This is a genomic window from Allobosea sp. Tri-44, from assembly GCF_004123845.1.
GTDB lineage: Bacteria > Pseudomonadota > Alphaproteobacteria > Rhizobiales > Beijerinckiaceae > Allobosea.
This window is the reverse complement of sequence record NZ_NBDP01000019.1, coordinates 333,058-355,810: the sequence shown is the minus strand read 5'-3', so window position 1 is coordinate 355,810 and position 22,753 is coordinate 333,058. Positions and strand designations below refer to the sequence as shown.

Annotated in this window: 17 protein-coding genes; 7 read left to right on the top strand and 10 right to left on the bottom strand. The window is 66.2% G+C overall.

Annotated elements, in window-relative coordinates; all coding sequences use genetic code 11:
• Positions 1-207: 207 nt before the first annotated feature.
• On the top strand, positions 208-4,944 hold the full coding sequence (gltB, locus tag B6S44_RS13935; protein ID WP_129157479.1) for a glutamate synthase large subunit: 4,737 nt from the start codon (positions 208-210) through the stop codon (positions 4,942-4,944).
• Between the two features lie 4 nt (positions 4,945-4,948).
• The gene (locus tag B6S44_RS13930) at positions 4,949-6,373 is read left to right on the top strand and encodes a glutamate synthase subunit beta (RefSeq protein ID WP_129157478.1); all 1,425 of its coding nucleotides are present in this window, start codon (positions 4,949-4,951) and stop codon (positions 6,371-6,373) included.
• 132 nt (positions 6,374-6,505) lie between these two features.
• Here B6S44_RS13930 and mutT read toward each other — a convergent pair whose 3' ends face one another.
• The 5 genes from mutT to B6S44_RS13905 form a co-directional block, all read right to left on the bottom strand.
• Positions 6,506-6,910 carry an 8-oxo-dGTP diphosphatase MutT gene (mutT, locus tag B6S44_RS13925; protein WP_129157477.1) on the bottom strand — a complete coding sequence of 135 codons (405 nt, stop codon included), beginning with the start codon at positions 6,908-6,910 and terminating at the stop codon, positions 6,506-6,508.
• Positions 6,911-6,918: 8 nt separating this feature from the next.
• Positions 6,919-7,428, bottom strand: coding sequence for a carboxypeptidase regulatory-like domain-containing protein (locus B6S44_RS13920; RefSeq protein ID WP_129157476.1), 510 nt, complete (start codon positions 7,426-7,428; stop codon positions 6,919-6,921).
• Positions 7,425-8,366 (bottom strand): DMT family transporter, encoded by a 942-nt coding sequence (locus B6S44_RS13915; RefSeq protein ID WP_129157475.1) that lies wholly within the window; start codon positions 8,364-8,366, stop codon positions 7,425-7,427. Before B6S44_RS13915 ends, B6S44_RS13920 begins: the two co-directional genes overlap by 4 nt.
• Positions 8,335-9,585 carry a bifunctional glutamate N-acetyltransferase/amino-acid acetyltransferase ArgJ gene (argJ, locus tag B6S44_RS13910; protein WP_129157474.1) on the bottom strand — a complete coding sequence of 417 codons (1,251 nt, stop codon included), beginning with the start codon at positions 9,583-9,585 and terminating at the stop codon, positions 8,335-8,337. The genes B6S44_RS13915 and argJ overlap by 32 nt, the downstream gene beginning before the upstream one ends.
• Before the next feature lie 134 nt (positions 9,586-9,719).
• Positions 9,720-10,574: a peptidylprolyl isomerase gene (locus tag B6S44_RS13905; protein ID WP_129157473.1), complete on the bottom strand. Its 855-nt coding sequence runs from the start codon at positions 10,572-10,574 to the stop codon at positions 9,720-9,722.
• Positions 10,575-10,881: 307 nt separating this feature from the next.
• Here B6S44_RS13905 and secA point away from each other — a divergent pair, with 307 nt between their 5' ends.
• Entirely contained in the window at positions 10,882-13,728 is a 2,847-nt protein-coding gene (gene secA / locus B6S44_RS13900) for a preprotein translocase subunit SecA (RefSeq protein ID WP_129157472.1), read from the top strand.
• A 105-nt stretch (positions 13,729-13,833) separates the two neighbouring features.
• Here the strand turns inward: secA and B6S44_RS13895 are convergent, their stop codons facing one another.
• Positions 13,834-15,033 carry an MFS transporter gene (locus B6S44_RS13895; protein WP_129157471.1) on the bottom strand — a complete coding sequence of 400 codons (1,200 nt, stop codon included), beginning with the start codon at positions 15,031-15,033 and terminating at the stop codon, positions 13,834-13,836.
• A gap of 104 nt (positions 15,034-15,137) precedes the next feature.
• Between B6S44_RS13895 and B6S44_RS13890 the strand changes: the two genes are divergently transcribed.
• Positions 15,138-15,959: an AraC family transcriptional regulator gene (locus tag B6S44_RS13890; RefSeq protein WP_129157470.1), complete on the top strand. Its 822-nt coding sequence runs from the start codon at positions 15,138-15,140 to the stop codon at positions 15,957-15,959.
• 91 nt (positions 15,960-16,050) lie between these two features.
• On the opposite strand, the gene B6S44_RS13885 is transcribed toward B6S44_RS13890, so the two are convergent.
• The 4 genes from B6S44_RS13885 to B6S44_RS13870 all read right to left on the bottom strand — a co-directional run bounded on the left by B6S44_RS13885 (position 16,051) and on the right by B6S44_RS13870 (position 20,638).
• Positions 16,051-16,965 (bottom strand): TorF family putative porin, encoded by a 915-nt coding sequence (locus B6S44_RS13885; protein WP_164985820.1) that lies wholly within the window; start codon positions 16,963-16,965, stop codon positions 16,051-16,053.
• Positions 16,966-17,179: 214 nt separating this feature from the next.
• Positions 17,180-18,604: a L,D-transpeptidase family protein gene (locus tag B6S44_RS13880; RefSeq protein WP_129157468.1), complete on the bottom strand. Its 1,425-nt coding sequence runs from the start codon at positions 18,602-18,604 to the stop codon at positions 17,180-17,182.
• Between the two features lie 199 nt (positions 18,605-18,803).
• Positions 18,804-19,757 carry an acetyl-CoA carboxylase carboxyltransferase subunit alpha gene (locus B6S44_RS13875; RefSeq protein WP_206735165.1) on the bottom strand — a complete coding sequence of 318 codons (954 nt, stop codon included), beginning with the start codon at positions 19,755-19,757 and terminating at the stop codon, positions 18,804-18,806.
• A 110-nt stretch (positions 19,758-19,867) separates the two neighbouring features.
• Positions 19,868-20,638 carry a class I SAM-dependent methyltransferase gene (locus B6S44_RS13870; protein WP_129157466.1) on the bottom strand — a complete coding sequence of 257 codons (771 nt, stop codon included), beginning with the start codon at positions 20,636-20,638 and terminating at the stop codon, positions 19,868-19,870.
• Between the two features lie 123 nt (positions 20,639-20,761).
• Here B6S44_RS13870 and gloB point away from each other — a divergent pair, with 123 nt between their 5' ends.
• From gloB to B6S44_RS13855, 3 genes are read left to right on the top strand one after another with little or no spacing between them, the layout of a single operon-like run.
• A complete protein-coding gene (gene gloB, locus B6S44_RS13865; protein ID WP_129157465.1) occupies positions 20,762-21,526 on the top strand; it encodes a hydroxyacylglutathione hydrolase in 765 nt (254 codons plus the stop codon).
• Between the two features lie 6 nt (positions 21,527-21,532).
• Entirely contained in the window at positions 21,533-21,988 is a 456-nt protein-coding gene (locus tag B6S44_RS13860; RefSeq protein ID WP_129157464.1) for a cupin domain-containing protein, read from the top strand.
• A 2-nt stretch (positions 21,989-21,990) separates the two neighbouring features.
• Complete coding sequence (locus B6S44_RS13855; RefSeq protein ID WP_129157463.1) at positions 21,991-22,752, top strand: GNAT family N-acetyltransferase; 762 nt, start codon at positions 21,991-21,993, stop codon at positions 22,750-22,752.
• Position 22,753: the final 1 nt, after the last annotated feature.

Genomic DNA, 22,753 nt, shown 5'->3' with positions numbered 1-22,753 from the left:
GCCCGAGGCGCCTGCGGAGGACGCGGGCGCAAGACCAGACCAGCGCAAGCAACCTTCGCAAACTGACGATAGAGCCGAACCGGCCCGATCCTTGCTCGGCAAGGAGACAGCCGGAACGGCAGCGGCGCGGCGATGCGCCGAGTGGACTTTGGCTGGCTCCCGAGCGGATGCTTCGGGGCCCACGGCGGCGGATGAGCGGAGGTGACGATGAGCGAAGGCAGGAAGGCGAGCGCGATGGCCAAGACCACTGCTAAGGCCGCCGCCACGACGACGGCCGCTTTCGAGCGCTTCCCCGAGGTGCGCGACCCGGCCATGCCGGCACGCCAGGGTCTCTACGACCCCTCCTATGAGAAGGACTCCTGCGGCGTCGGCTTCATCGCCGACATGAAGAACCGCAAGAGCCATGCGATCGTCGCGCAGGGCCTGCAGATCCTGCACAATATCGACCATCGCGGCGCGGTCGGCGCCGATCCCAAACTCGGCGACGGCTGCGGCATCCTCACCCAGATCCCGCATCGCTTCTTCAACGAAGAGTGCGCCAGGATCGGCATCGCGCTGCCCGAGCCCGGTCACTATGCCATCGGCCAGTTCTTCATGCCGCAGGAGGCCGATAACCGCGCCGTCTGCGAGGAGATCGTCGCCCAGACGGTCGAAGAGGAAGGGCTGATCTTCCTCGGCTGGCGCGACGTGCCGGTCGACAACAGCGATCTTGGCGAGGCCGTTAAGGAGACCGAGCCCTGCCATCGCCAGATTTTCGTCGGCCGCCCGGCCGGGATCACCGATGAGGACGAGTTCGAGCGCCAGGTCTACGTCCTGCGCAAGTCGGTCTCGAACAAGGTCTACAAGCGCCATGACCGGGCGACCGCGACCTATTACCCGGTCTCCTTCTCCTGCCGGACCATCGTCTACAAGGGCATGGTGCTGGTCACCCAGCTCGGCGACTATTTCAAGGACCTGACCGACGAACGCTTCGAGAGCGCGCTCGCCCTCGTCCACCAGCGTTTTGCCACCAACACCTTCCCGTCCTGGCGCCTCGCCCATCCCTACCGGATGGTCGCCCATAACGGCGAGATCAACACGCTGCGCGGCAACGTCAACTGGATGGCGGCAAGGCAGGCCTCGGTCGACTCCGAGCTCTTCGGCGCCGACATCTCCAAGCTCTGGCCGATCTCCTATGAGGGCCAGTCCGACACCGCCTGCTTCGACAACGCCCTCGAATTCCTGGTCCAGGGCGGTTATTCGCTCGCCCACGCCATGATGATGCTGGTGCCCGAGGCCTGGGCCGGCAACCCGCTGATGGATGACAGCCGGCGCGCCTTCTACGAGTACCACGCCGCGCTGATGGAGCCGTGGGACGGCCCCGCCGCGATCGCCTTCACCGACGGACGCCAGATCGGCGCGACGCTCGACCGCAACGGCCTGCGCCCCGCGCGCTATCTCGTCACCGATGACGGCCTCGTCGTGCTCGCCTCCGAATTCGGCGTGCTGCCGATCCCGGAGGAGAAGATCGTCCAGAAGTGGCGGCTCCAGCCCGGCAAGATGCTGCTGATCGACCTCGACCAGGGCCGCATCATCGGCGACGACGAGATCAAGAGCACGCTCTGCCTCGCCAACCCCTACAAGGACTGGCTGAAGCGCACCCAGATCGTGCTCGAGGATTTGCCGCCAGTCGAGGCGCGCGCTTCGCGCACCGATGTCGCCTTGCTCGATCGCCAGCAGGCCTTCGGCTACACCCAGGAAGACACCAGGATCCTGATGGCGCCGATGGCGGTGACCGGCCAGGAAGCCGTCGGCTCGATGGGCACGGATACGCCGATCTCGGCGCTCTCCTCGAAGTCGAAGCTGCTCTACACCTATTTCAAGCAGAACTTCGCCCAGGTCACCAACCCGGCGATCGACCCGATCCGCGAGGAGCTCGTAATGAGCCTCCTCTCCTTCATCGGGCCGCGGCCGAACATCCTCGACCTCGAAGGCACCTCGCGCCGCAAGCGCCTGGAAGTGCGCCAGCCGATCCTGACCAATGACGATCTCGAGAAGATCCGCTGCATCGGTCACTATGAGGATCGCTTCGACACCAAGACGCTCGACATCACCTATCCGACGCGCGAAGGCGCGGCCGGCATGGAGGGGGCTATCGCCCGCCTGTGCGAGCGGGCCGAAGCCGCCGTCCATGGCGGCTATAACATCATCATCCTCTCGGACCGCCAGGTCGGGTCCGACCGCATTCCGATCCCGGCGCTGCTGGCGACGGCAGCCGTCCACCATCATCTGATCCGCAAGGGCCTGCGCACCTCGGTCGGCCTCGTGCTCGAATCCGGCGAGCCGCGCGAGATCCACCATTTCGCCTTGCTCGCCGGCTTCGGCGCCGAGGCGATCAACCCCTATCTCGCCTTCGAAACGCTCGAAGCGCTGCTGGAGGCCGGCGAGTTTCCGCCGGAGGTCGATCGCTACGAGGTCGTCAAGCGCTTCATCAAGTCGGTCGGCAAGGGCCTGCTCAAGGTCATGTCCAAGATGGGCATCTCGACCTACCAGTCCTATTGCGGCGCCCAGATCTTCGACGCGGTCGGCCTGCGCAGCGACCTGATCGAGACCTACTTCACCGGCACAATCTCCTCGATCGAGGGCGTTGGCCTCGCCGAGATCGCCGAGGAGAGCGTGCGCCGCCACCGCGACGCCTTCGGCGACTCGCCGGTCTATCGCGATGCGCTCGACATCGGCGGCGAGTACGCCTTCCGCATCCGCGGCGAAGCCCATGCCTGGACGCCGGAGAACATCGCGTTGCTCCAGCATGCCGTGCGCGGCAATGCACGAGACAAGTTCAAGGCCTATTCCGAGCTGGTCAACGACCAGACCGAGAAGCTTTCGACTATTCGCGGCCTGTTCCACGTCAAGATGGCTGATGAGCTCGGCCGCCAGCCCGTGCCGCTCGACGAGGTCGAGAGCGCGGTCTCGATCGTCAAGCGCTTCTCCACCGGCGCCATGTCCTTCGGCTCGATCAGCCATGAGGCGCATTCGACGCTGGCGCTGGCGATGAACGCGATCGGCGGCAAGTCGAACACCGGCGAGGGCGGCGAGGAGCCGGAGCGCTTCAAGCCGCTGCCGGACGGGCGCTCGATGCGCTCGGCGATCAAGCAGGTCGCTTCGGGCCGCTTCGGCGTCACCACCGAATACCTCGTCAACTCGCAGATGATGCAGATCAAGGTCTCGCAAGGCGCCAAGCCCGGCGAGGGCGGCCAATTGCCCGGCCACAAGGTCGATGCCCGCATCGCAAAGGTCCGGCATTCGACCCCGGGCGTCGGCTTGATCTCGCCGCCGCCGCATCACGACATCTATTCGATCGAGGATCTCGCCCAGCTGATCTTCGACCTGAAGAACGTCAACCCGGCGGCCGACGTCTCGGTCAAGCTCGTCTCCGAGCTCGGCGTCGGCACCGTCGCCGCCGGCGTCGCGAAGGCACGCGCCGACCACATCACCATCGCCGGCTATGAGGGCGGCACCGGCGCTTCGCCTCTGACCTCGATCAAGCATGCCGGCTCGCCCTGGGAGATCGGCCTCGCCGAGACCCACCAGATCCTGGTGATGAACAAGCTGCGCGGCCGCATCGCCCTGCAGGTCGACGGCGGGCTGCGCACGGCGCGCGACATCATCATCGGCGCGCTGCTCGGAGCCGACGAGTTCGGCTTCGCGACCGCGCCGCTGATCGCCGCCGGCTGCATCATGATGCGCAAGTGCCATCTCAACACCTGCCCGGTCGGCGTCGCGACGCAGGACCCTGTCCTGCGCAAGCGCTTCAAGGGCGCGCCCGAGCACGTCATCAACTTCTTCTTCTTCCTCGCCGAGGACGTGCGCGAGATCATGGCCGAGATGGGCGTGAAGAGCTTCGACGAGCTCGTCGGCCGCTCCGACTGGCTCGACAAGAAGCAGGCGATCGACCACTGGAAGGCCAAGGGGCTCGACTTCGCCCGCATCTTCCACAAGCCGGAACCCGGCGCGGGCGTCGCCATCCGCAATGTCGAGCGCCAGGTCCATCCGATCGAATCGGTGCTCGACCGCACGCTGATCGCCAAGGCCGGCGCCTCGCTCGATACCGGCGCTCCGGTGGTGATCGAGAGCGCGATCCGCAATGTCGACCGCTCAACCGGCGCGATGATCTCGGGCGAGATCGCCAAGCGCCATGGCTCGGCCGGCCTGCCGGAGGATGCGATCACGGTGAAACTCACCGGCACCGCCGGCCAGAGCTTCGGCGCCTGGGTCGCGGCCGGCGTGACGCTCGATCTCACCGGCCAGGCCAACGACTATGTCGGCAAGGGCCTGTCTGGCGGCAAGCTGATCATCCGGCCCGACCCCAGGTCGCGTGCGCTCGCCGAGGAAGCGATCATCGTCGGCAATACCGTGCTTTACGGCGCGATCTCCGGCGAATGCTACTTCCGCGGCGTCGCCGGTGAGCGCTTCGCGGTGCGCAATTCCGGCGCGATCGCGGTGGTCGAGGGCACCGGCGACCATGGCTGCGAATACATGACCGGCGGCGTCGTCGTCGTGCTCGGCCAGACCGGCCGCAACTTCGCCGCCGGCATGTCGGGCGGCATCGCCTATGTGCTCAACGAGGACAAGAGCTTCGCCAAGCGCTGCAACCTCTCCATGGTCGATCTCGAGCCGGTGCCGGAAGAGGAGGAGCTGACCCAGCGCCTCTACCACCATGGCGGCGACCTCGAGTTCAAGGGCCGCATCGACGTCATGGCCAATATGTCGGGTTATGACGCCGAGCGCCTGCACCAGCTCATCGCCAACCACCTGAAATATACGGGATCGGCGCGGGCACAGGCGATCTTGGAGAACTGGGCGGAGTACCTGCCCAAATTCGTCAAGGTCATGCCGGTCGAGTACCGGCGCGCACTACTGGAAATCGAGCGGGCCCAGGCCGGCATCTCGGTCGCGGCGGAGTGAGACGATGGGCAAGGTAACCGGTTTCCTCGAGATCGACCGCCGCGACCGGAAGTATCGTCCGGCCTCGGACCGTATCCGCAACTACAAGGAATTCATCATCCCGCTCGGCCGGGAGGCGACCCGCGACCAGGCGGCGCGCTGCATGAATTGCGGCATCCCGTATTGTCACAACGGCTGCCCGGTCAACAACCAGATCCCGGACTGGAACGACCTCGTCTACAACGACAAGTGGCAGGAAGCGCTCACCAACCTGCACTCGACCAACAACTTCCCCGAGTTCACCGGCCGCGTCTGCCCCGCCCCTTGCGAGGCATCCTGCACGCTGAACCTCGAGGACAGCCCGGTCACCATCAAGTCGATCGAATGCGCGATCGTCGACAAGGGCTGGGAGGAAGGCTGGATCGTTCCGGAGCCGACCTCGACCAGGACGGGCAAGAAGATCGCCATCATCGGCTCAGGCCCGGCGGGCCTCGCCGCAGCCCAGCAGCTCGCCCGTGCCGGCCATGAAGTCCATGTCTATGAGCGTCAGGCCCGCGCCGGCGGCCTGCTGCGCTATGGCATTCCCGACTTCAAGATGGAGAAGTCGCATGTCGATCGGCGCGTCACCCAGATGGAAGCCGAAGGCGTCGTCTTCCATTACAGCGTCAATGTCGGCGTCGACATCGAGCCGCAGGAGCTGCTCGCACAATATGACGCGATCGGCCTGACCGGCGGCGCCGAAAAGCCGCGCGACCTGCCGATCGAGGGCCGCGATCTCGACGGCGTCCAGTTCGCCATGGACTTCCTGCCGCAGCAGAACCGTCGCAATGGCGGCGAGCCGGACACATCAGGCAATGCTCGCCCGATCCTCGCCGGCGGCAAGCATGTCGTCGTCATCGGCGGCGGCGACACCGGTTCGGACTGCATCGGCACCTCGGTGCGCCAGGGCGCTCTCTCGGTCACCCAGCTCGAGATCATGCCGCAGCCGCCGGAGAAGGAGAACAAGCAGCTGACCTGGCCGAACTGGCCGCTGAAACTGCGGACCTCCTCCAGCCATGAGGAAGGCGCTGAGCGCGACTTCGCCGTCGGCACCGTCAAGTTCACCGGTGAGAACGGCAAGGTGAAGACCCTGCATTGCGCCAGGGTCGATGCCGGCTTCAAGCCGATCGAGGGCAGCGAGTTCCAGCTCAAGGCCGATCTCGTCCTGCTCGCCATGGGCTTCGTCTCGCCGGTGCATGATGGGCTTCTGGAGAAGCTCGGCGTCAAGATCGACGGGCGCGGCAATGTCGAGGCCAACATGCTGGCCTACAAGACCTCGGTCGAAAAGGTCTTCACCGCCGGCGACATGCGCCGTGGCCAGTCGCTCGTGGTCTGGGCGATCCGCGAGGGCCGCCAGATGGCCCACTCAATCGACAAGCACCTGATGGGCGAGACCATCCTGCCGCGCTGAGCGCGCGGACACACCAAGCGTCATGCTCAGGCGCAGACCCGAGCATCTCAGGCCGAAAGAGGCTCCCGCCTGCGCCTTCTCGTCACGAGATTCTCGGGTCTGCGCTTCGCTTCGCCCGAGAATGACGGCCCTCTACGCCCCCAACAAATCCACCAGCGGCGGGATCAGCGGCTCGTCGGCCGGCGGCATCGCGAGCTCGCGCAACTTGCCGGGGCGAACCCATTTCAGCGCCTGCCCCTCGCCTGAAATTACCGTCCCCTCCCAGCGCCGGCAGATATAGAGCGGCATCAGCAGGTGGAATTCGGGATAGGCGTAGCTGGCGAAGGTCAGCGGTGCCAGGCAGGCTTCCTTGACCGTAATGCCGAGCTCCTCGGCAAGTTCGCGGATCAGCGCCGGCTCGGGCCGCTCGCCGGGCTCCAGCTTGCCGCCGGGGAATTCCCACAGGCCCGCGAGGGACTTGCCTTCGGGGCGTTGGGTGACGAGCACGCGGTTGTCGGAATCGATCAGTGCGCAGGCGACGACGAGCAGCAGCTTCACAGCAAGAACTAATGTCCCGAGAGGATGACCTCGACCGGCTCGGTTTCCTTGCCAGTCAGCGTGACTTCGTCATAGACTGAACCGCCCTCGCGGAAAATCGCATCCTCCTCGCCCCAGATCACCTGGGTCGAGACGAAGTAAGTGCCGGGCGCGACCTTGTCGAAGCTGAAGCGCCCCCTGGCCGTCGTCTTCGTCGTGCGGGTGAATTCCGCATAACGTGAATCGATCTGGTCATTCGGATAGCGCCAGTGCGGCAGGAACTTGGTCCTGACGAAAATGCGGCTGAAGCGCTCGCGGGCATAGGCCGTCGCCGGGATCAGTCTGACGACTTCGCCGGCCGCGTTCACGACCTGCCCCTTCTCACGCGTGCGGAAGGCATGGCCGACGATGACCCCGGTCCCGGGCTTGCGGATGAACGCCGCCTCCTCTGCCGAAAAAGACGGGTCCGTCCCTGGCCCCTGCGCGACGCAAGAACCCAACAAGGCCGCAAGGCCCAGCACGCATGCGATCCTCTTCATCTGGCACGTCCCCCCGCCGGCGCCGTCGATACCAGAAAGACGCCTGCAAGGATGATGCAACCTCCGATAATCTGCCGCAACTCCAGCGTTTCGCCGAGGATGAGCACACCCATGACGGCAGCCACTGCCGGAACCAGATAACCGGTCATCGCTGCGCGCGTCGGCCCGGCGGCGCGGATCAGCCGCATGAAGAACGTCACCGGCAGCGCCGTGGCGAGCACGCCGAGCGCCAGCACGGCCTGCCAATGCGGCAGCAGGGTCGAGAGTGCGCCCCAACCGGAAAACGCCAGGGTCAGCAGCAGCGCGCCCGAGCCCGAGACCATCTGCTGGCCGAGCGCAAGCCGGATCGGATCGCCCGACTGTGGCGGCACCGCACGGACGTAGAGATTGGCGCAAGCATAGGAGAGGGTCGCCCCGACCATGGCGAGGAGGCTGAGCGCCGTGCCGCCGCCCTCGGCCAGGCGCGGCCCGATCAGGATGGCGACGCCGGCCATACCTATCGCGATACCAGTGAGGCGGCGTCGACCGAGACGTTCTTCGGCGAACAGGAGATGCGCGAACAGCGCCGTGACCAGCGGCCCCGCCGCCTGGATCATCGCCGCCGGGCCGCTGGCGAGCTGGATCAGCGCATAGGCGACGAGCACGTTCGGTAGCCAGCCATTGGCCGTGCCGAGCACGAGCCAATGGCGCAGTTCATGCCGACGTGGCAGCGGGCTCTGCCCCCGCATTGCGACGAAGAACGCCAGCGTCGCCGCGCCGAGCAGACCGCGGCCGGCGGCGATCGCCCAGGGCGAGACCTCGCCCGCCATCAGCTTGATGAACAGGTAGCTGCTGCCCCAGAGGAACGAGCAGGCGGCGAGATTGCCGACGATGAAGGCCTTGCTCGGCCCCGCCGGACCGGCGGGCTCAGGAACGATAGTCGCCGTTGATTTCGACATAGGCCTTGGTCAGGTCGCAGGTCCAGACGGTGGCCTTGCCGCGGCCGAGGCCGAGATCGGCGGTGATGACGATGTGCTCGCCCTTCATGTAATCGGAGACGGCCTGCTCGTCATAGGAGCCGGCGCGTGCACCGGCTTCCGCGACCTTGATCGCGCCGAAGGAGATGTCGAGCCTGTCGCGATCGGCCGGCTCGCCGGCCTTGCCGACCGCCATGACGATGCGGCCCCAATTGGCGTCCTCGCCGGCGACCGCCGTCTTGACCAGCGGCGAGTTGGCGATCGAGAGCGCGACCTTCTTCGCCGAGCGCGCCGACAGCGCCCCGACGACCCGCACCTCGACGAACTTCCGGGCGCCCTCGCCGTCCTTGCAAACCAGATGCGAGAGCTCGAGCAGCAGCGCGTTCAGCGCCCGCTTGAAACCGGAGAGGCGGGTATCCGCCGGGTCGGTGATCTCCGGTACGCCGCGCGCCTTGGCCTTAGCCGTAGAGAACAGCATCAGCGTGTCGGAGGTCGAGGTGTCGCTGTCGACCGTGATCGCGTTGAACGAGCCCTTCACACCCTTCGACAGCAGGGCCTGCAACACGGGCGCCGCGATCGGCGCATCGGTGAAGACGAAGGAGAGCATCGTCGCCATGTCGGGCGCGATCATGCCGGCGCCCTTGGCGATGCCGGCGATCACCACCTCATGCCCGTCGATCTTGGCCTTGCGCGAGACCGCCTTGGGGAAGGTGTCGGTGGTCATGATCGCCTTGGCCGCGTCCGACCAGGGTCCGTCGGCCGCGCGCTTGGCGCAATCGGCCAGCACACCCTCGAACTTGGTTGCGTCGAGCGGCTCGCCGATCACGCCGGTCGAGGCGATGAAGACCTCCTCCGCCTTGCAGCCCGCAGCCTTCGCCGCGATCTTCGCCGTCAGCGCGACCGAGTCACGGCCCTTCAGGCCGGTGAAGGCATTGGCATTACCGGAGTTGACGACGATGGCGCGCGCCTTGCCCTGCGCCAGATTCTCCCGGCACCAATCGACCGGGGCCGACGGGCATTTCGAGCGTGTGAAGACGCCGGCGACCTGGGAGCCCTCTTCGAGCAGGACGAGCAGCACATCGGTACGGCCCTTGTAGCGGATGCCGGCCTCGGCCGTGGCGAAGCGCACGCCCGGTACTGCCGGAACCTTGGGCTGGCGCTTCGGCGCGAGCGGAGAAACGGGAACATCCTTGCCGGCCATCGTACGCCTCCTCGAAAAGGTGCCCCGATGTGCCGCAGCGGCGGGACGAAGACAAGGGTCTCGGCTCCGCCAAAACGAAACGCCCGGGCATGGCCCGGGCGCATCGCGACGGTATTGTGAAAGACGTGGCCCGATCAGGGCTTCTTCGGCTCGACCGGAGCCGGCGCAGGCGTCGCCGGGGCAGCCGGCTTGTCGAGGCGCTCGACCTTGGCCTTCTCGCGCAGAGCGACGATGAGGTCCTGCTGCGCCTTGCGGACCAGATACTGGTCGATCTGCGGCTTGACCTCGTCGAAGCTCGGCAGCGGCTTGCTGCGCTTGTCCTCGAGCTTGATGACGTGCCAACCGAACTGGCTCTTCACCGGCTCGGAAACCTGGCCCTTCTCGAGCTTGAACGCAGCTTCGGCGAATTCCGGCACCATCCGGTCCTTGGCGAACCAGCCGAGATCGCCGCCCTCCTTGCCCGAGCCCGGATCCTTGGAGAGTTCGGCGGCGACCTTGGCGAAATCCTCGCCCTTCTTTACCCGATCGAGCGCCGCCTTGGCCTGCGCCTCCTCCGGCACCAGGATGTGGCGGGCGTGGACCTCTTCCTCCGGCTTCATCGCCTTGACGGTGTCGTCGAAAAGCTTCTTGGCCGCCTCCGGCGTCGCCGCCTTCTTGGCCTCGACCGTCAGATATTCGTCGAGCAGCAGCTTGTCGCGGTTATAGGCGAGCCGCTTGGCGAATTCCGGCCCATCGCCGATCTTGGCAGCCGCCGCGGTCTTGGCGCCGAGCTTGAGGTCGACCAGATAGTTGATCAACTCCTCGCGCTTGCGCTCCTCCGGCATCTGCGCGGTGCGCTCGGCGAGATCCTCCTCGGCGAGTTTCAGATCACCCTCGGTGATGGTGATCCCATCGACCTTGGCGATGAGCTTGTCCTGCTGCGCGAGGGCCGGCGCGGCAGCGGCGAGCACGAGGCCGAGCGACAGCGTGGCGAGACGGGACGAAACCATGGATCGGCCTTTCGATGAACGGCGCGGAAATGAATCTCGCAGGCTGAGTGCCAGCAGAACGCGGCCTTGGCAAGATGACGCCTCGCACATCAACGCGAGCCGGCCGACCTGGTTCAATCGACGGCATCACACCGCGCAACGGCGCAAGGCTCTTGGAACCGAAGTGCCCTGACCCTACATGCGCGCGGACAAGCGCGTGCTGGACCATGCGCCTGCGCACGTCTAAACACGCGCGTGAAATTCTGAGGGTTACCGCTTTCGGCCGCGCCTGCTGGCGCCGGCCGGATTCGCCATTGAAAGGCCAGACATGCTTGGCGCGCTTGCAAAGAAACTCTTCGGCTCGTCGAACGATCGGCGGGTGAAGGGCTACCAACCCCGCGTCGCCGCGATCAACGCGCTCGAAGCCGAGGTGGCGCAGCTCTCCGACGAGGCCCTTCGCGCCCGCACCGAAACCTTCAAGCAACAGCTCGCCGACGGCGCCAAGCTCGACGACCTGCTCGTTCCCGCCTTTGCGACGGTGCGCGAGGCGGCCAAGCGCACGCTCGGCCAGCGCCATTTCGACGTCCAGCTCGTCGGCGGCATGGTGCTGCACGAGGGCGCCATCGCCGAGATGAAGACCGGCGAAGGCAAGACGCTGGTCGCGACCTTGCCGGTCTATCTCAACGCGCTCGCCGGCAAGGGCGTCCATGTCGTTACCGTCAACGACTACCTCGCCCGCCGCGACGCCGAGTGGATGAACCGGATCTACAGTTTCCTCGGCCTCTCCGTCGGCATCATCGTGCACGGCCTCGACGACGAGGAGCGCCAGCGCGCCTATGCCAGCGACATCACCTACGGCACCAACAACGAGTTCGGCTTCGACTATCTGCGCGACAATATGAAGTACGAGGTCGCGCAGATGAGCCAGCGCGGCCACCATTTCGCGATCGTCGACGAGGTCGACTCGATCCTGATCGACGAAGCGCGTACGCCGCTGATCATTTCCGGCCCGCTCGACGACAAGTCAGACCTCTATGTCTCGATCGACAAGGTCCTGCCGGGGCTGGTCAAGACGGATTACGAGGTCGACGAGAAGCAGCGCACCGTGGCGCTGACCGAGGCCGGTAACGAGCATATCGAGGAATTGCTCAGGGCAGCCGGGCTGCTCAAGGAGGGCGATCTCTACGATTCCGCCAACGTCACGCTGGTGCACCATGTCAACCAGGCGCTGCGGGCGCACGCCCTCTTCAGCCGCGATAAGGACTACATCGTCCGCAATGACGAGGTCGTCATCATCGACGAGTTCAGCGGCCGCATGATGCCTGGGCGCCGCTATTCCGAAGGCCTGCACCAGGCGCTCGAAGCCAAGGAAAACGTCACCGTCCAGCCCGAGAACGCGACGCTGGCCTCGATCACCTTCCAGAACTATTTCCGCCTCTACAAGAAGCTCGCCGGCATGACCGGCACGGCCGCCACCGAGGCCGACGAGTTCGAACAGATCTACAAGCTCGAAGTCGTCGAGATCCCGACCAATGTCCCGGTCGCCCGCATCGACGACGACGACGAGGTCTATCGCAGCTTCCCGGAGAAGGTGAAGTCGATCATCAAGGAGCTCGACCGCGCCAGCGAGCGCCTGCAGCCAGTGCTGGTCGGCACGGCCTCGATCGAGAAGTCCGAGCTCGTCGCCGAGATGCTGGTGGAGGCCGGTTTCAAGCAGATCGACTTCGCCCAGCCCGATGCGCTGGACAAGCTCTACGCCGCCGCCCGCTCGGGCAAGAGCGCCAAGCAGTTCGCCGTGCTGAACGCCCGCTTCCACGAGCAGGAGGCCTTCATCGTCGCCGAGGCCGGCGTGCCCGGCGCGATCACCATCGCGACCAACATGGCCGGCCGCGGCACCGACATCAAACTCGGCGGCAATGTCGAGATGCGCGTCGCGCACGAGACCGCCGGCATGGAGGACGGGCCCGAGAAGCAGGCGAAAATCAAGGCGATCGAAGAGGAAGTCGCGCGCTTCCGCGAGATCGTGCTCAACGCCTCCGAGACCATCGAGCTCGAGCCGGCCAAGGGCTCGCGCCCGGCCAAGACCATGACGCGCCCCGGCGGCCTCTACATCATCGGCACCGAGCGCCATGAAAGCCGGCGCATTGACAATCAGCTGCGCGGCCGCGGCGGCCGCCAGGGCGATCCGGGCCGCTCGAAATTCTTCCTGTCGCTGCAGGACGATCTGATGCGCATCTTCGGCTCCGACCGGATGGACGGCATGCTGCAGAAGCTCGGCCTGCAGGAAGACGAGGCGATTGTCCATCCCTGGATCAACAAGGCGGTCGAGAAGGCGCAAGGCAAGGTCGAGGCGCGCAACTTCGACATCCGCAAGAACATCCTGAAATACGACGACGTCATGAACGACCAGCGCAAGGTCGTGTTCGAGCAGCGCCGCGAGTTCATGCGCGCCGAGAGCGTACGCGAGACCATCGACGACATGCGCCAGGGCGTCGTCGAGGACACCGTGTCGCGTCGCATCCCCGAGGATGCCTATCCCGAGCAGTGGGATGCCGCCGGCCTGCGCGAGGACGTCACGACCTATCTCAATCTCGAATTGCCGATCGAGGACTGGGCCAAGGAAGAGGGCATAGCCGACGCCGAATTGCGCGAACGCATCCGCAAGACCGCCGACGACGACTACACGGCGCGCATCGAGCGCAACACCGAAGAGGTGATGACCTATATCGAGAAGCAGGTCCTGCTGCAGACGCTCGACCATCTCTGGCGCGAGCATCTCGTCACGCTCGACCACCTGCGCCAGGTCATCGGCTGGCGCGGCTATGCCCAGCGCGACCCGCTGAACGAGTACAAGCAGGAAGCCTTCGAGCTGTTCGACAGCCTGATCGGCCGCCTGCGTGAGCAGGTCACCGGCAATCTGATGCGCGTCGAGGTCCGCTTCGAGGCGCCGCCGGAAGACGGCCTGGACCTCGCCCAGGGCAGCGGTGGCGCCCTGCCGCCCCCGCCGGCCGGCTTCCTCGGTAGCCAGCCGCAATTCGCTGCGACCGATGGCGACCTCGCCCTCGCCGAGCGCAACCCGACCGATCCGACAAGCTGGGGCAAGGTCGGCCGCAACGAGCTCTGCCCCTGCGGCTCCGGCAAGAAGTACAAGCACTGCCACGGCCAGTTCGTCTGATCGCAGCGGCTTCGCATCCGACATATGAAAAAGGGCTCCGCCGATGGCTGGAGCCCTTTTTACGTCTGACATCTCACGCGGCATCCGCAGCGCGTACCCCAGCCTTCACCCGCGCCGTGGCAGACGCGGCAGCAGGATGGTCAGCAGCCCCAACAGCGGCAGATAGGAGCAGACGCGGTAGACGAAGGTGATGCCGTAGGCGTCGGCAAAGCCGCCGAGGAAGGCGGCGCCGAGCCCGCCTGCCCCGAAGGCGAAGCCGAAGAACATGCCGGCGATCAGGCCGACGCGTCCCGGAACCAGCTCCTGCGCGAACACCACGATGGCCGAGAAGGCCGAAGCGAAGATCAGCCCGATCACCCCGCACAGCACGCCGGTCCAGAACAGGTTGGCGTAAGGCAGCAGCAGCGCGAACGGGATGACGCCGAGGATCGAGAACCAGATCACGAAGCGCGCCCCGAAGCGGTCGCCGATCGGCCCGCCGGCAAAGGTGCCGACTGCAGCCGCACCGAGGAACAGAAACAGCATCAGCTGCGCATCGCGGAAGCCGAGCTGGAACTGCTCGATGACGTAGAAGGTGAAATAGCTAGAGATGCTCGCCATGTAGACGTTCTTCGTCGCGGTCAGCAGCACGAGAACGAACAGGGCGAAAGCGACACGTCGTCCCGGCAGCGGCAAGGCGCGGCTGGCGGCCGGGCGGCCGGCATGCTCCCGGCGATGCGCCGCATACCAGTGTCCGACGCGGGTCAGGACGACCACGCCCGCCATGGCGATGACCGAGAGCCAGGCGACGCTGCCTTGGCCGAAGGGCAGGACGATAAAGGCGGCGAGAAGCGGCCCCAGCGCCGAGCCGAGATTACCGCCAACCTGGAACAGCGACTGCGCCAGGCCGTGCCGCCCGCCCGAGGCGAGCCGCGCCACCCGCGACGCCTCCGGATGGAAGATCGCCGACCCCAGGCCGATCAGGCAGGCCGCCACGATCAACACCGCGAAATTATGGGCATTGCCGAGCAGGATCAGGCCGCCGAAGGTCGAGGCCATGCCGGCCGGCGCCGAATAGGGCATCGGCCAGCGATCGGTCACCATTCCGACGACCGGCTGCAACAGCGAGGCCGTGACCTGGAAGGCCATGGTCAGCAGGCCGATCTGGACGAAATCCAGGGCGTAATTGGCCTTGAACAGCGGGTAGAGCGAGGCCAGCAGCGACTGCATGACATCGTTCAGGAGGTGGCAGAAGCTGACCGCGAGCAGAACGGAGATCGTCGTCTTCTCGAAGCGGGGGCGGCTCCCCTCGATCGTTGCAACCATGGCGGTGTTCCTGCGCAAAAACCTGTCTCGGCGCTCCTTCTACAGGGCTTGCCCGTGACCTGCATTCGTGTTTCGGTCGAATAATTTCGTGTTTGGGCCAATCGATGAAGACGCTGCCGCAACAACAGCTCGATGCCCTCCATGCTCATCATCGCCTTCGTCACGGCTGGATCGCCCGCTCCGATAGCGATGTTCTGGTCCACACCTCGGACAACCCGGCCGGCTACACGATCCCTCTGCACAGCCATCGCCATGTCCAGCTGCTCTGCGCCTTTTCCGGCGTCGTGCTGGTGCAGACCGAGCGCGGCTGCTGGATGATCCCGCCGGGGCACGCCCTTCTCATCCCGGCCCAGCTCCAGCATTCGGTCGAGATGCTGAGCGATGTCAGCGTCAAGTCGGTCTATCTCCTGCCCAGCCATGACGATCTGGCGGAGCGGATGCTGCAGGTGCTCGGCGTCACCGAGCTGGCGCGCGCCCTGATCGCCGAGGCAATCCGCTTGCACGACACCCCGCCTGGCACCCGCAAGATCGAGCTCGTCCTGGAACTGCTGAGGGCCGAGATCGCCGCACTCCCGGTCCAGCCGCTCGGCCTGCCCTTCCCGGCCGACAAGCGGCTGGCCGCCCTGTGCCGTGCCTATATGGCGGCACCGTCGGTCACCGAACGGCTCGACGACTGGGCCGCAAAACTGGCGATGAGCCGGCGGACTTTCACGCGCTTCTTCCAGCGCGAGACCGGCTTGAGCTTCGTCGCCTGGCGCCAGCAAGCGAGCCTGTTCGCCTGCCTGCCCCGCCTGGCGGAAGGAGCGCCGGTCACCCGGATCGCCATGCTGGCGGGCTATGACAATGTCGCGGCGTTCACGACCATGTTCAGGCGGCGCCTCGGCACCACGCCGCGCAGCTACATGAGGGCCGCGCTGGCGCGGTAGTCGCTCAGCGCCTGGCCATCGGGTCCCATCAACGGAAAAAGGCCGCTCTCACGAGCGGCCTTGACCAAACGAACCGGCGCGATCGAAGCGCTTACTTCGGCGCGAAGATACCGACGCTGCTGGCGGTGATGTCGAAGGAGAGCGTCGCCACCACGGTCGGGTTGCACCACTTCGAGCGACCCGAGCCGGAGGTGATGCCACGCGGATCGGCCGTCAGCAGGAAGCATTCAGTCTTCGACAGGTTGGTGTCGTGATAGCGCACATCCGCCGTCAGGTTCTTCCAGGTGTAGGAAACACCGGCGTTCCAGTAGGTGTAGTTCGGCAAATTGGTCGGCGGCAGCGTCGACCAGATCGCGAGATTGGTCGTGCCGAGCCAGTAATGGCCGAGCTCGCCGGAGACCGACAGGCCTTCGAGGAAGGGCAGGTTGTACTTCGCCGTCACCGAGGCATAGGTGCCGCTAGCGCCGGTCCCGAGCCAGTCCCAGGCGTAGAAGACGTTCGCGCCGAGGATCAGCTTGTCCTCGAAGTTATAGCTGACCTTGCCATAGACCTCGGTGTAATCGGTGTTCTTCGGCGTCCAGAACACGCCGGCCGTGTCGATATAGGCCTTCTCGCCCGGATAGTAGTACTGCCAGATGCCGAGATCGACGGTGACCGGGCCAAACTTCGGCCGGATGCCGCCGTAGAAGTCGATTTCGGCCGGCGGGCTGGTCGCCAGATCGACATTCGAGGCGTAGACGCCGACATAGAACAGATTGTCGTAGATCTGCAGTTCGGCGCCGCCCTGGATCGCCGGCTTGCGGTCGGTCTGCGAGATGCCGCGGAAATTATAATCCGTCATGCCCTTCACGCTGACGGCGATGTCGAACCAGGTGATGCTCGGCGCGACCGGCACCGGCGGCGCACCCTTGCGGCTCGGCAGATCCGAGGCGAGCGCACTCGAAACCGTCAGCGCCATCGAAAGCGCAAAGCCCGTCAGCAAGCCGGAAGTTTTCAAGGCAGCCATCGCGAACTCCATCAAGGTCCCTGCACGAATCTCGTCATGCATTCGCCATGATTAAGCCTGCGCGGGTGCGAACTCGGCAAGGCGAGGTTTTTTGCAACCTGCCCGCGTAATGAGCAAACTCGTCGGATTTTGCGGTTTAGACGCCTACAAAAGCGCCCGCGGCCATTGCTGGCCGCGGGCGTGACTTTTTTACATCAAGTGATTGCCGGGCCGCTCAGCGCGCGACGGGCTGGCTTGAATAGGAGGCGTCGGGCTGCAGCTGGGACGTGCGCAGGGTCGAGGCCCGGCGCGGCGGCAATGGCGCAGTCACCGTCTGCGGCGTCTCGGGCACGACGGAGACGACCGGCGCCTGCTCCTTCGGCTCGGAAGAACCGCTGCCGAGCAGCGGTACGAAGCTCAGCGCACGCTGATAGAAGGAGGGTTGCGAGGGTTCGGCTGAAGCCGTCTGGATCGGGGCGGGCGTCGCGGCGCCCGGCGTCGCCTTGGCGACCTGAGTCGCCGCCGCATCGCTCTTCGGCTTGGCGGCGGGCTGAGCAGCCGCAGGCTTGGCCGGCGCAGCGGCAACCACGGGCTTGGCTTCCTCCGCCTGCTGCGCGCTGCTGACCGCAGCGAGCACGGCCTCGTTGTCAGCCGATTCGGCGCGGACAGTCGCCTTGGTCCGCCCCTTGTCATCGAACACGACGACACGGGGGCCGATCAGCGAATCGACGCGACTGATGCCGACATCGCGCGAGCCCCAGGCGACCGACCTGTTCAGCGAATCGGCACCGGACTGGGCCAGCTGGCGCTTGAAGGAGGAATGCTGGTCGCCGTCATCATAGATCAGCTTGACCGCGGGCGTGCCCTTCGACACCAGCGCCGCGACCTGGATCTCGTCCTGCTGGCGCTTCTCGGAGAGCGCCTGCGTCAGCGACGGGTCGACCTGGGTGCCATCACGGTTGAAGGCATAGCGTCCGCCCGCCACGGAAACCGACGGTTCGTCCTTGGCCACCTCGAAGAAGTCCGAGCCTTCCTTCAGATTCTTCCAAAAGGCGATATTCGGGTCGAGCCGGTGCTTGGCGAGGTTCTCCGGCGTCATCCGGAACGGATAAGCCTGCATCTGCACGGCCCGCTGCCCACCATTCTGGGCCTCGCGCACCAGCGCGTAGATCTCGCCGATCTGGTCGTCCGTCATCGAATAGCAGCCGGCCGAGGAGCAGGCGCCGTGTACCATCAGATGCGCGCCGGTGCGGCCATGCGCGCGGTCATAAGCGTTCGGATAGCCCATGTTGAACGAGACGTAGAACGACGAATTCGGGTTCATCTGCGCCGGGGCGATAGCGTAGAAGCCCTCCGGCGCCATGCGGTCGCCCTCGCGGACCTTCGGGCCGAGTTGGCCCGACCAGCGGCACATCGGGAAGGTCTTGAGCAGCGCATACTTGCCGTCGGCGCGCTTCTTCCAGACCTCGAGCTCTGACTCCTTCTTGTAGGAGCGAATCACGATCGGCTGGCTCTTGCTCATGCCCTTCTCGGACATCAGCGTGTAGGTCGCAGACGGAATCGGAATGTTATGGCGCGCAGAGCCGCGATAACGCTCCTCTTCGCAGGCTGCCAAAGTGAGGCCAAGGAGCGCCGCCAGCGCGAAATGTCTCACAGCCACGTCGTCAATCCCATCTCGCGCGGACGCGTCAGACCCGACAATGCCTCATACAACGCGGCCAAATTATGCCCGTTGCTCGGTTGTAGGACCGTTAGCCTTGACCGTTCCTTACCACGGCGAGCGTGCAGATGGCCATATGGTGAAGCTGCGGTAAAGCCCCTACCAAGCCATCTGCGCGGTTCCGCACGGCCACTCCCGGCTATAGCGTCCGGCCGATCGCCAGATACTTCTGCGCCCGCCGGTCGACGATCTCGTCGGCGCTCAGTCCGGCGAGATCGGACAAGGCCGCCTCGATCGCCGCACCGGCCCGCTCGATCGCTGCCTGCGGGTCACGATGGGCGCCGCCGGTCGGCTCGGTGACGATCTTGTCGATCACGCCGAAGCGCAGCAGGTCCTGGGCCGTGATCTTCATGCCGGTTGCGGCGTCCTGGGCGCGGGCCGTGTCGCGCCAGAGGATCGAGGCCGCGCCTTCCGGCGAGATCACCGAATAGATCGCGTGCTCCAGCATCAGCACCTTGCTGGCGGCAGCGATGGCGATCGCCCCGCCGGAGCCACCCTCGCCGATCACCAGCGCGACGCTCGGCGTGCGCAGCGCAAGGCAGGTCTCGGTTGAGCGCGCGATCGCCTCGGCCTGGCCGCGCTCCTCGGCCTCGATGCCGGGATAGGCACCGGCGGTATCGATGAAGCTCAGCACCGGCAGGCCGAAACGGTCGGCCAGCTCCATCAGGCGCACCGCCTTGCGGTAGCCCTCCGGCTTCGGCATGCCGAAATTGTGCTTGATGCGGGTCTCGGTCGAGTTGCCCTTCTCCTGGCCCATGACGCAGACCGGCTCGCCACGAAAGCGGCCGAAGCCGCCGACGATCGCCTCGTCTTCGCCAAAGACGCGGTCGCCCGCGAGCGGCGTGAACTCGTCGATCAGCGCCGAGCAATAGTCGAGGAAATGCGGGCGCTGCGGATGGCGCGCCACCAGCGTCTTCTGCCAGGGCGTGAGGGTGCCGTAGAGGTCCTTCAGCGCCTGCGAGGCCTTGGCCTCGAGCTTGCCGATCTCCTCGGCGAGCGAGTAGCCGTCGCCCTTGCCGTCGAGTGTACGCAGTTCATCCGCCTTCGCCTCGAGCTCGGCGACCGGCTTTTCGAAATCGAGATAGCTTCGCATCGACATCCAGATCTGGTCCCGCTTCCCAGGGGAAAACACGCCGGCTTGAGGCCGCGGTGACGGAACGGTCAAAAAAGGCGGCGGACCTTGGCCGCGCCCCGGCGAAATTGTCAACCCGCAGACCCGCCCCCATCATCCTGCCGCGGCAGGTGCGAAGAGGAGCGAGCCTGCGGCAGCAGCACCGGCCGGAAGGCGATGCTGCGTCGCGTCGCGCGCAGGGGCGCGCGTCGGTAGAACTGCTTGGTCGCGTCGATGACGTAGACGCCGGCGAAGGGCAGCGACAGCCCGGCGCCGACCTTCTCCCAGGCCATCGCCGAGCGCATGAACAGGCGTCGGCGTAGCGGCGGCACATAAAGCGCCTCCACCCAGTGCTCGGGCGAGAACATCGCGCGGCGCATCAGCGCCTCGATCTGCGAACGGCTGAAAGGCCGGCCATGGCCGAACGGCGTCGTGTCCATCCGCGCCCACAGGCCGCGCCGGTTCGGGACGACGACGATCAAGCGCCCGCCTGGGCTCAGCACCCGCGAGATCTCTTCGAGCAGGTCCTCGGGGCTCTCTGTTTCCTCGAGCGCATGCACCATCAGCACGCGATCGATGGAGGCGGTCGGCAGCGGCAGCAGGGTCGGCTCGACCAGTGCCGAAGCAGAAAGTCCGGGCGAAGGCCAGTTCACCACGCCCTGCGCCGCCGGCATGAAGGCTATCACCCGCTCTGCCTCGCCGCCGAGAAGCGGCAGATAGGGCGTCGCGAACCCCAGGCCCAGCAGGCGCTGGCGCCGGCAATCGGGCCAGAGCTTCACCATGACCTTGCCGACGACCCTGCGCGCCACATGCCCGAGCGGGCTGGCATAGAAGGTGCGCAGGTCGACGACGTCCAAGGCCATGCCAACGGAGATGGCGCAGCGGCATCGGGAGCGCAAGGGCAGTGTTCGGCAACACACCCGTCTTGATACCGGCGCGCGCTTGCTTCAAGCAGGCGTCTCGACTGCCGATTGCCGGAGCTTCCCATGCCGCTCGACATCCATGTCTTCCGCACGCTCAGCGACAATGCCGGCGCGCTGTTGCGCGACCCCGGCACCGGCGCCTGCGCCACCGTCGACGTTCCCGATGCCGACGAGGTCCTCGCCGCGGCCAAGGCCAAGGGCTGGACGATCAGCCAGGTCCTGGTGACGCACGAGCATGCCGACCACGTCCAGGGCATCGCTGCGCTGAAGCAGGCGACCGGCGCCAAGGTGTTCGCACCCGAAGCCGCACGCGCCGGCGCGCCGGTCGATGTCGTGCTTGGCGAGGGCGACCGCGTCGCTGTCGGTGGCTACGACTTCGAGGCCTGGGCGACGCCCGGCCATGCCGAGGGCCATGTCAGCCTCGTCAGCCAGAAAGCCAAGCTCGCGCTGGTCGGCGATGTCGTCTTCGTCATGGGCTGCGGCCGCGTCATGCCTGGCCGGATGGAGGCGATGTGGACCTCGCTGTCGCGCATCATGGCGCTGCCGGACTCAACCACGCTGATCGGCGGCCACGATTACACCCTGTCGAATGCCCGCTTCGCCGCGGCCATGGACCCGAGTAACCCGGCCGTCGCTGCCCGCCTCGCCGAGGCCGAGGCTGCCAAGGCCGAAGGCCGCTTCTGGGCTGTGACCACCGTCGGCGAGGAGAAGGCGACCAACCCGTTCTTCCGCGCCGGTGAGCCGGCACTCGCCGCGACGCTCGGCATCGTCGGCAAGCCGGCCGGCGAGGTCTTTACGGCGCTGCGCGAGGCCAAGAACAGGTTCTGATCCGCGATGAGCACGTTGAACGGCCTCAGTTCCGCCGAGGTGATCCGCCTGCTCGAACTGACGCCCCATCCCGAGGGCGGGCATTATCGCGAGACCTTCCGCGATCCCGCCGGTCCGGAGGGGCGTGGCTTCTCGACCGCGATCTATTATCTGCTCGATGTCGGCGAGACCTCGGAATGGCATCGCGTCGACGCCGCCGAGATCTGGCACCATTATGCCGGCGCGCCGCTGGTGATCACGCTTTCGCCGAATGGCCACGACGCCTCGGCGCATCATCTTGGCAAGGATCTTTCTGCCGGGCAGCGGCCGCAGATCGTCGTGCCGGCCGGGCATTGGCAGAGCGCGACCTCGCTCGGCGCCTGGACACTGGTCGGCTGCACGGTCGCGCCGGGCTTTGCCTTCTCCGGCTTCGAGATGGCGCCGCCAGACTGGCGGCCGACGCCGCGTCCGGCGGGAGGCTAGCGATGGACAAGCCCGTCATCGACATGGCGCTGGCCAGCGCCTGCGAGACCCGTATCGTCAACGCCTGGCCGGCGCCGACCACGCTCATCGTCGACCAATGGGTCGTGCGCTTCGCCAATGGCTATTCCGGCCGCGCCAATTCGGCCTCCTCGTTGCGCGAAGGTGGCGACATGGACGAAGCGACTCTTGCCTTCGTCAAGGATCTCTATCGTCAGGCCGGCCTGCCGCCTCGCATCCGTTTCACGCCATTGGTGTCCGAAGGCGCCCGCCAACGCTTCGCCGAGCGCGGCTACCGGGTCGAGACCGCTTCCTTCGGCATGGTCGCCGAACTCGACCCCGGCCTGCATCCGCCCATTTCCGGCATGATCGCGACCGCCCAGGCGGACGACGCCTGGATCGATGGCGTCTGCGCTCACCAGACCGGCAACAAGCGCAACCGCGAGCATCTTGCTGCGATCGTCTGCGGTGTACGCGTCCCCGCCGCCTTCGCCACGCTGATGCATGAGGGGCGCCCGGCGGCCTACGCCATGAGCGTCACCGAGCGTGGCATGGCCGAGATCGGCGCCGTCATCGTCGACAAAGCCCTGCGCGGCAGGGGTCTCGGCAAACAGCTGATGCTGGGGCTGATGGGCTGGGCGGCGGCACAGGGCTGTGCCCAAGCCTATCTCCAGGTCGATCAGAGCAATGGCCTCGCGCTGGAAATGTACCGCCGGCTCGGCTTCCGCACGGTCTACGCCTACGAGACCCGTATTCTCGACATCTGAA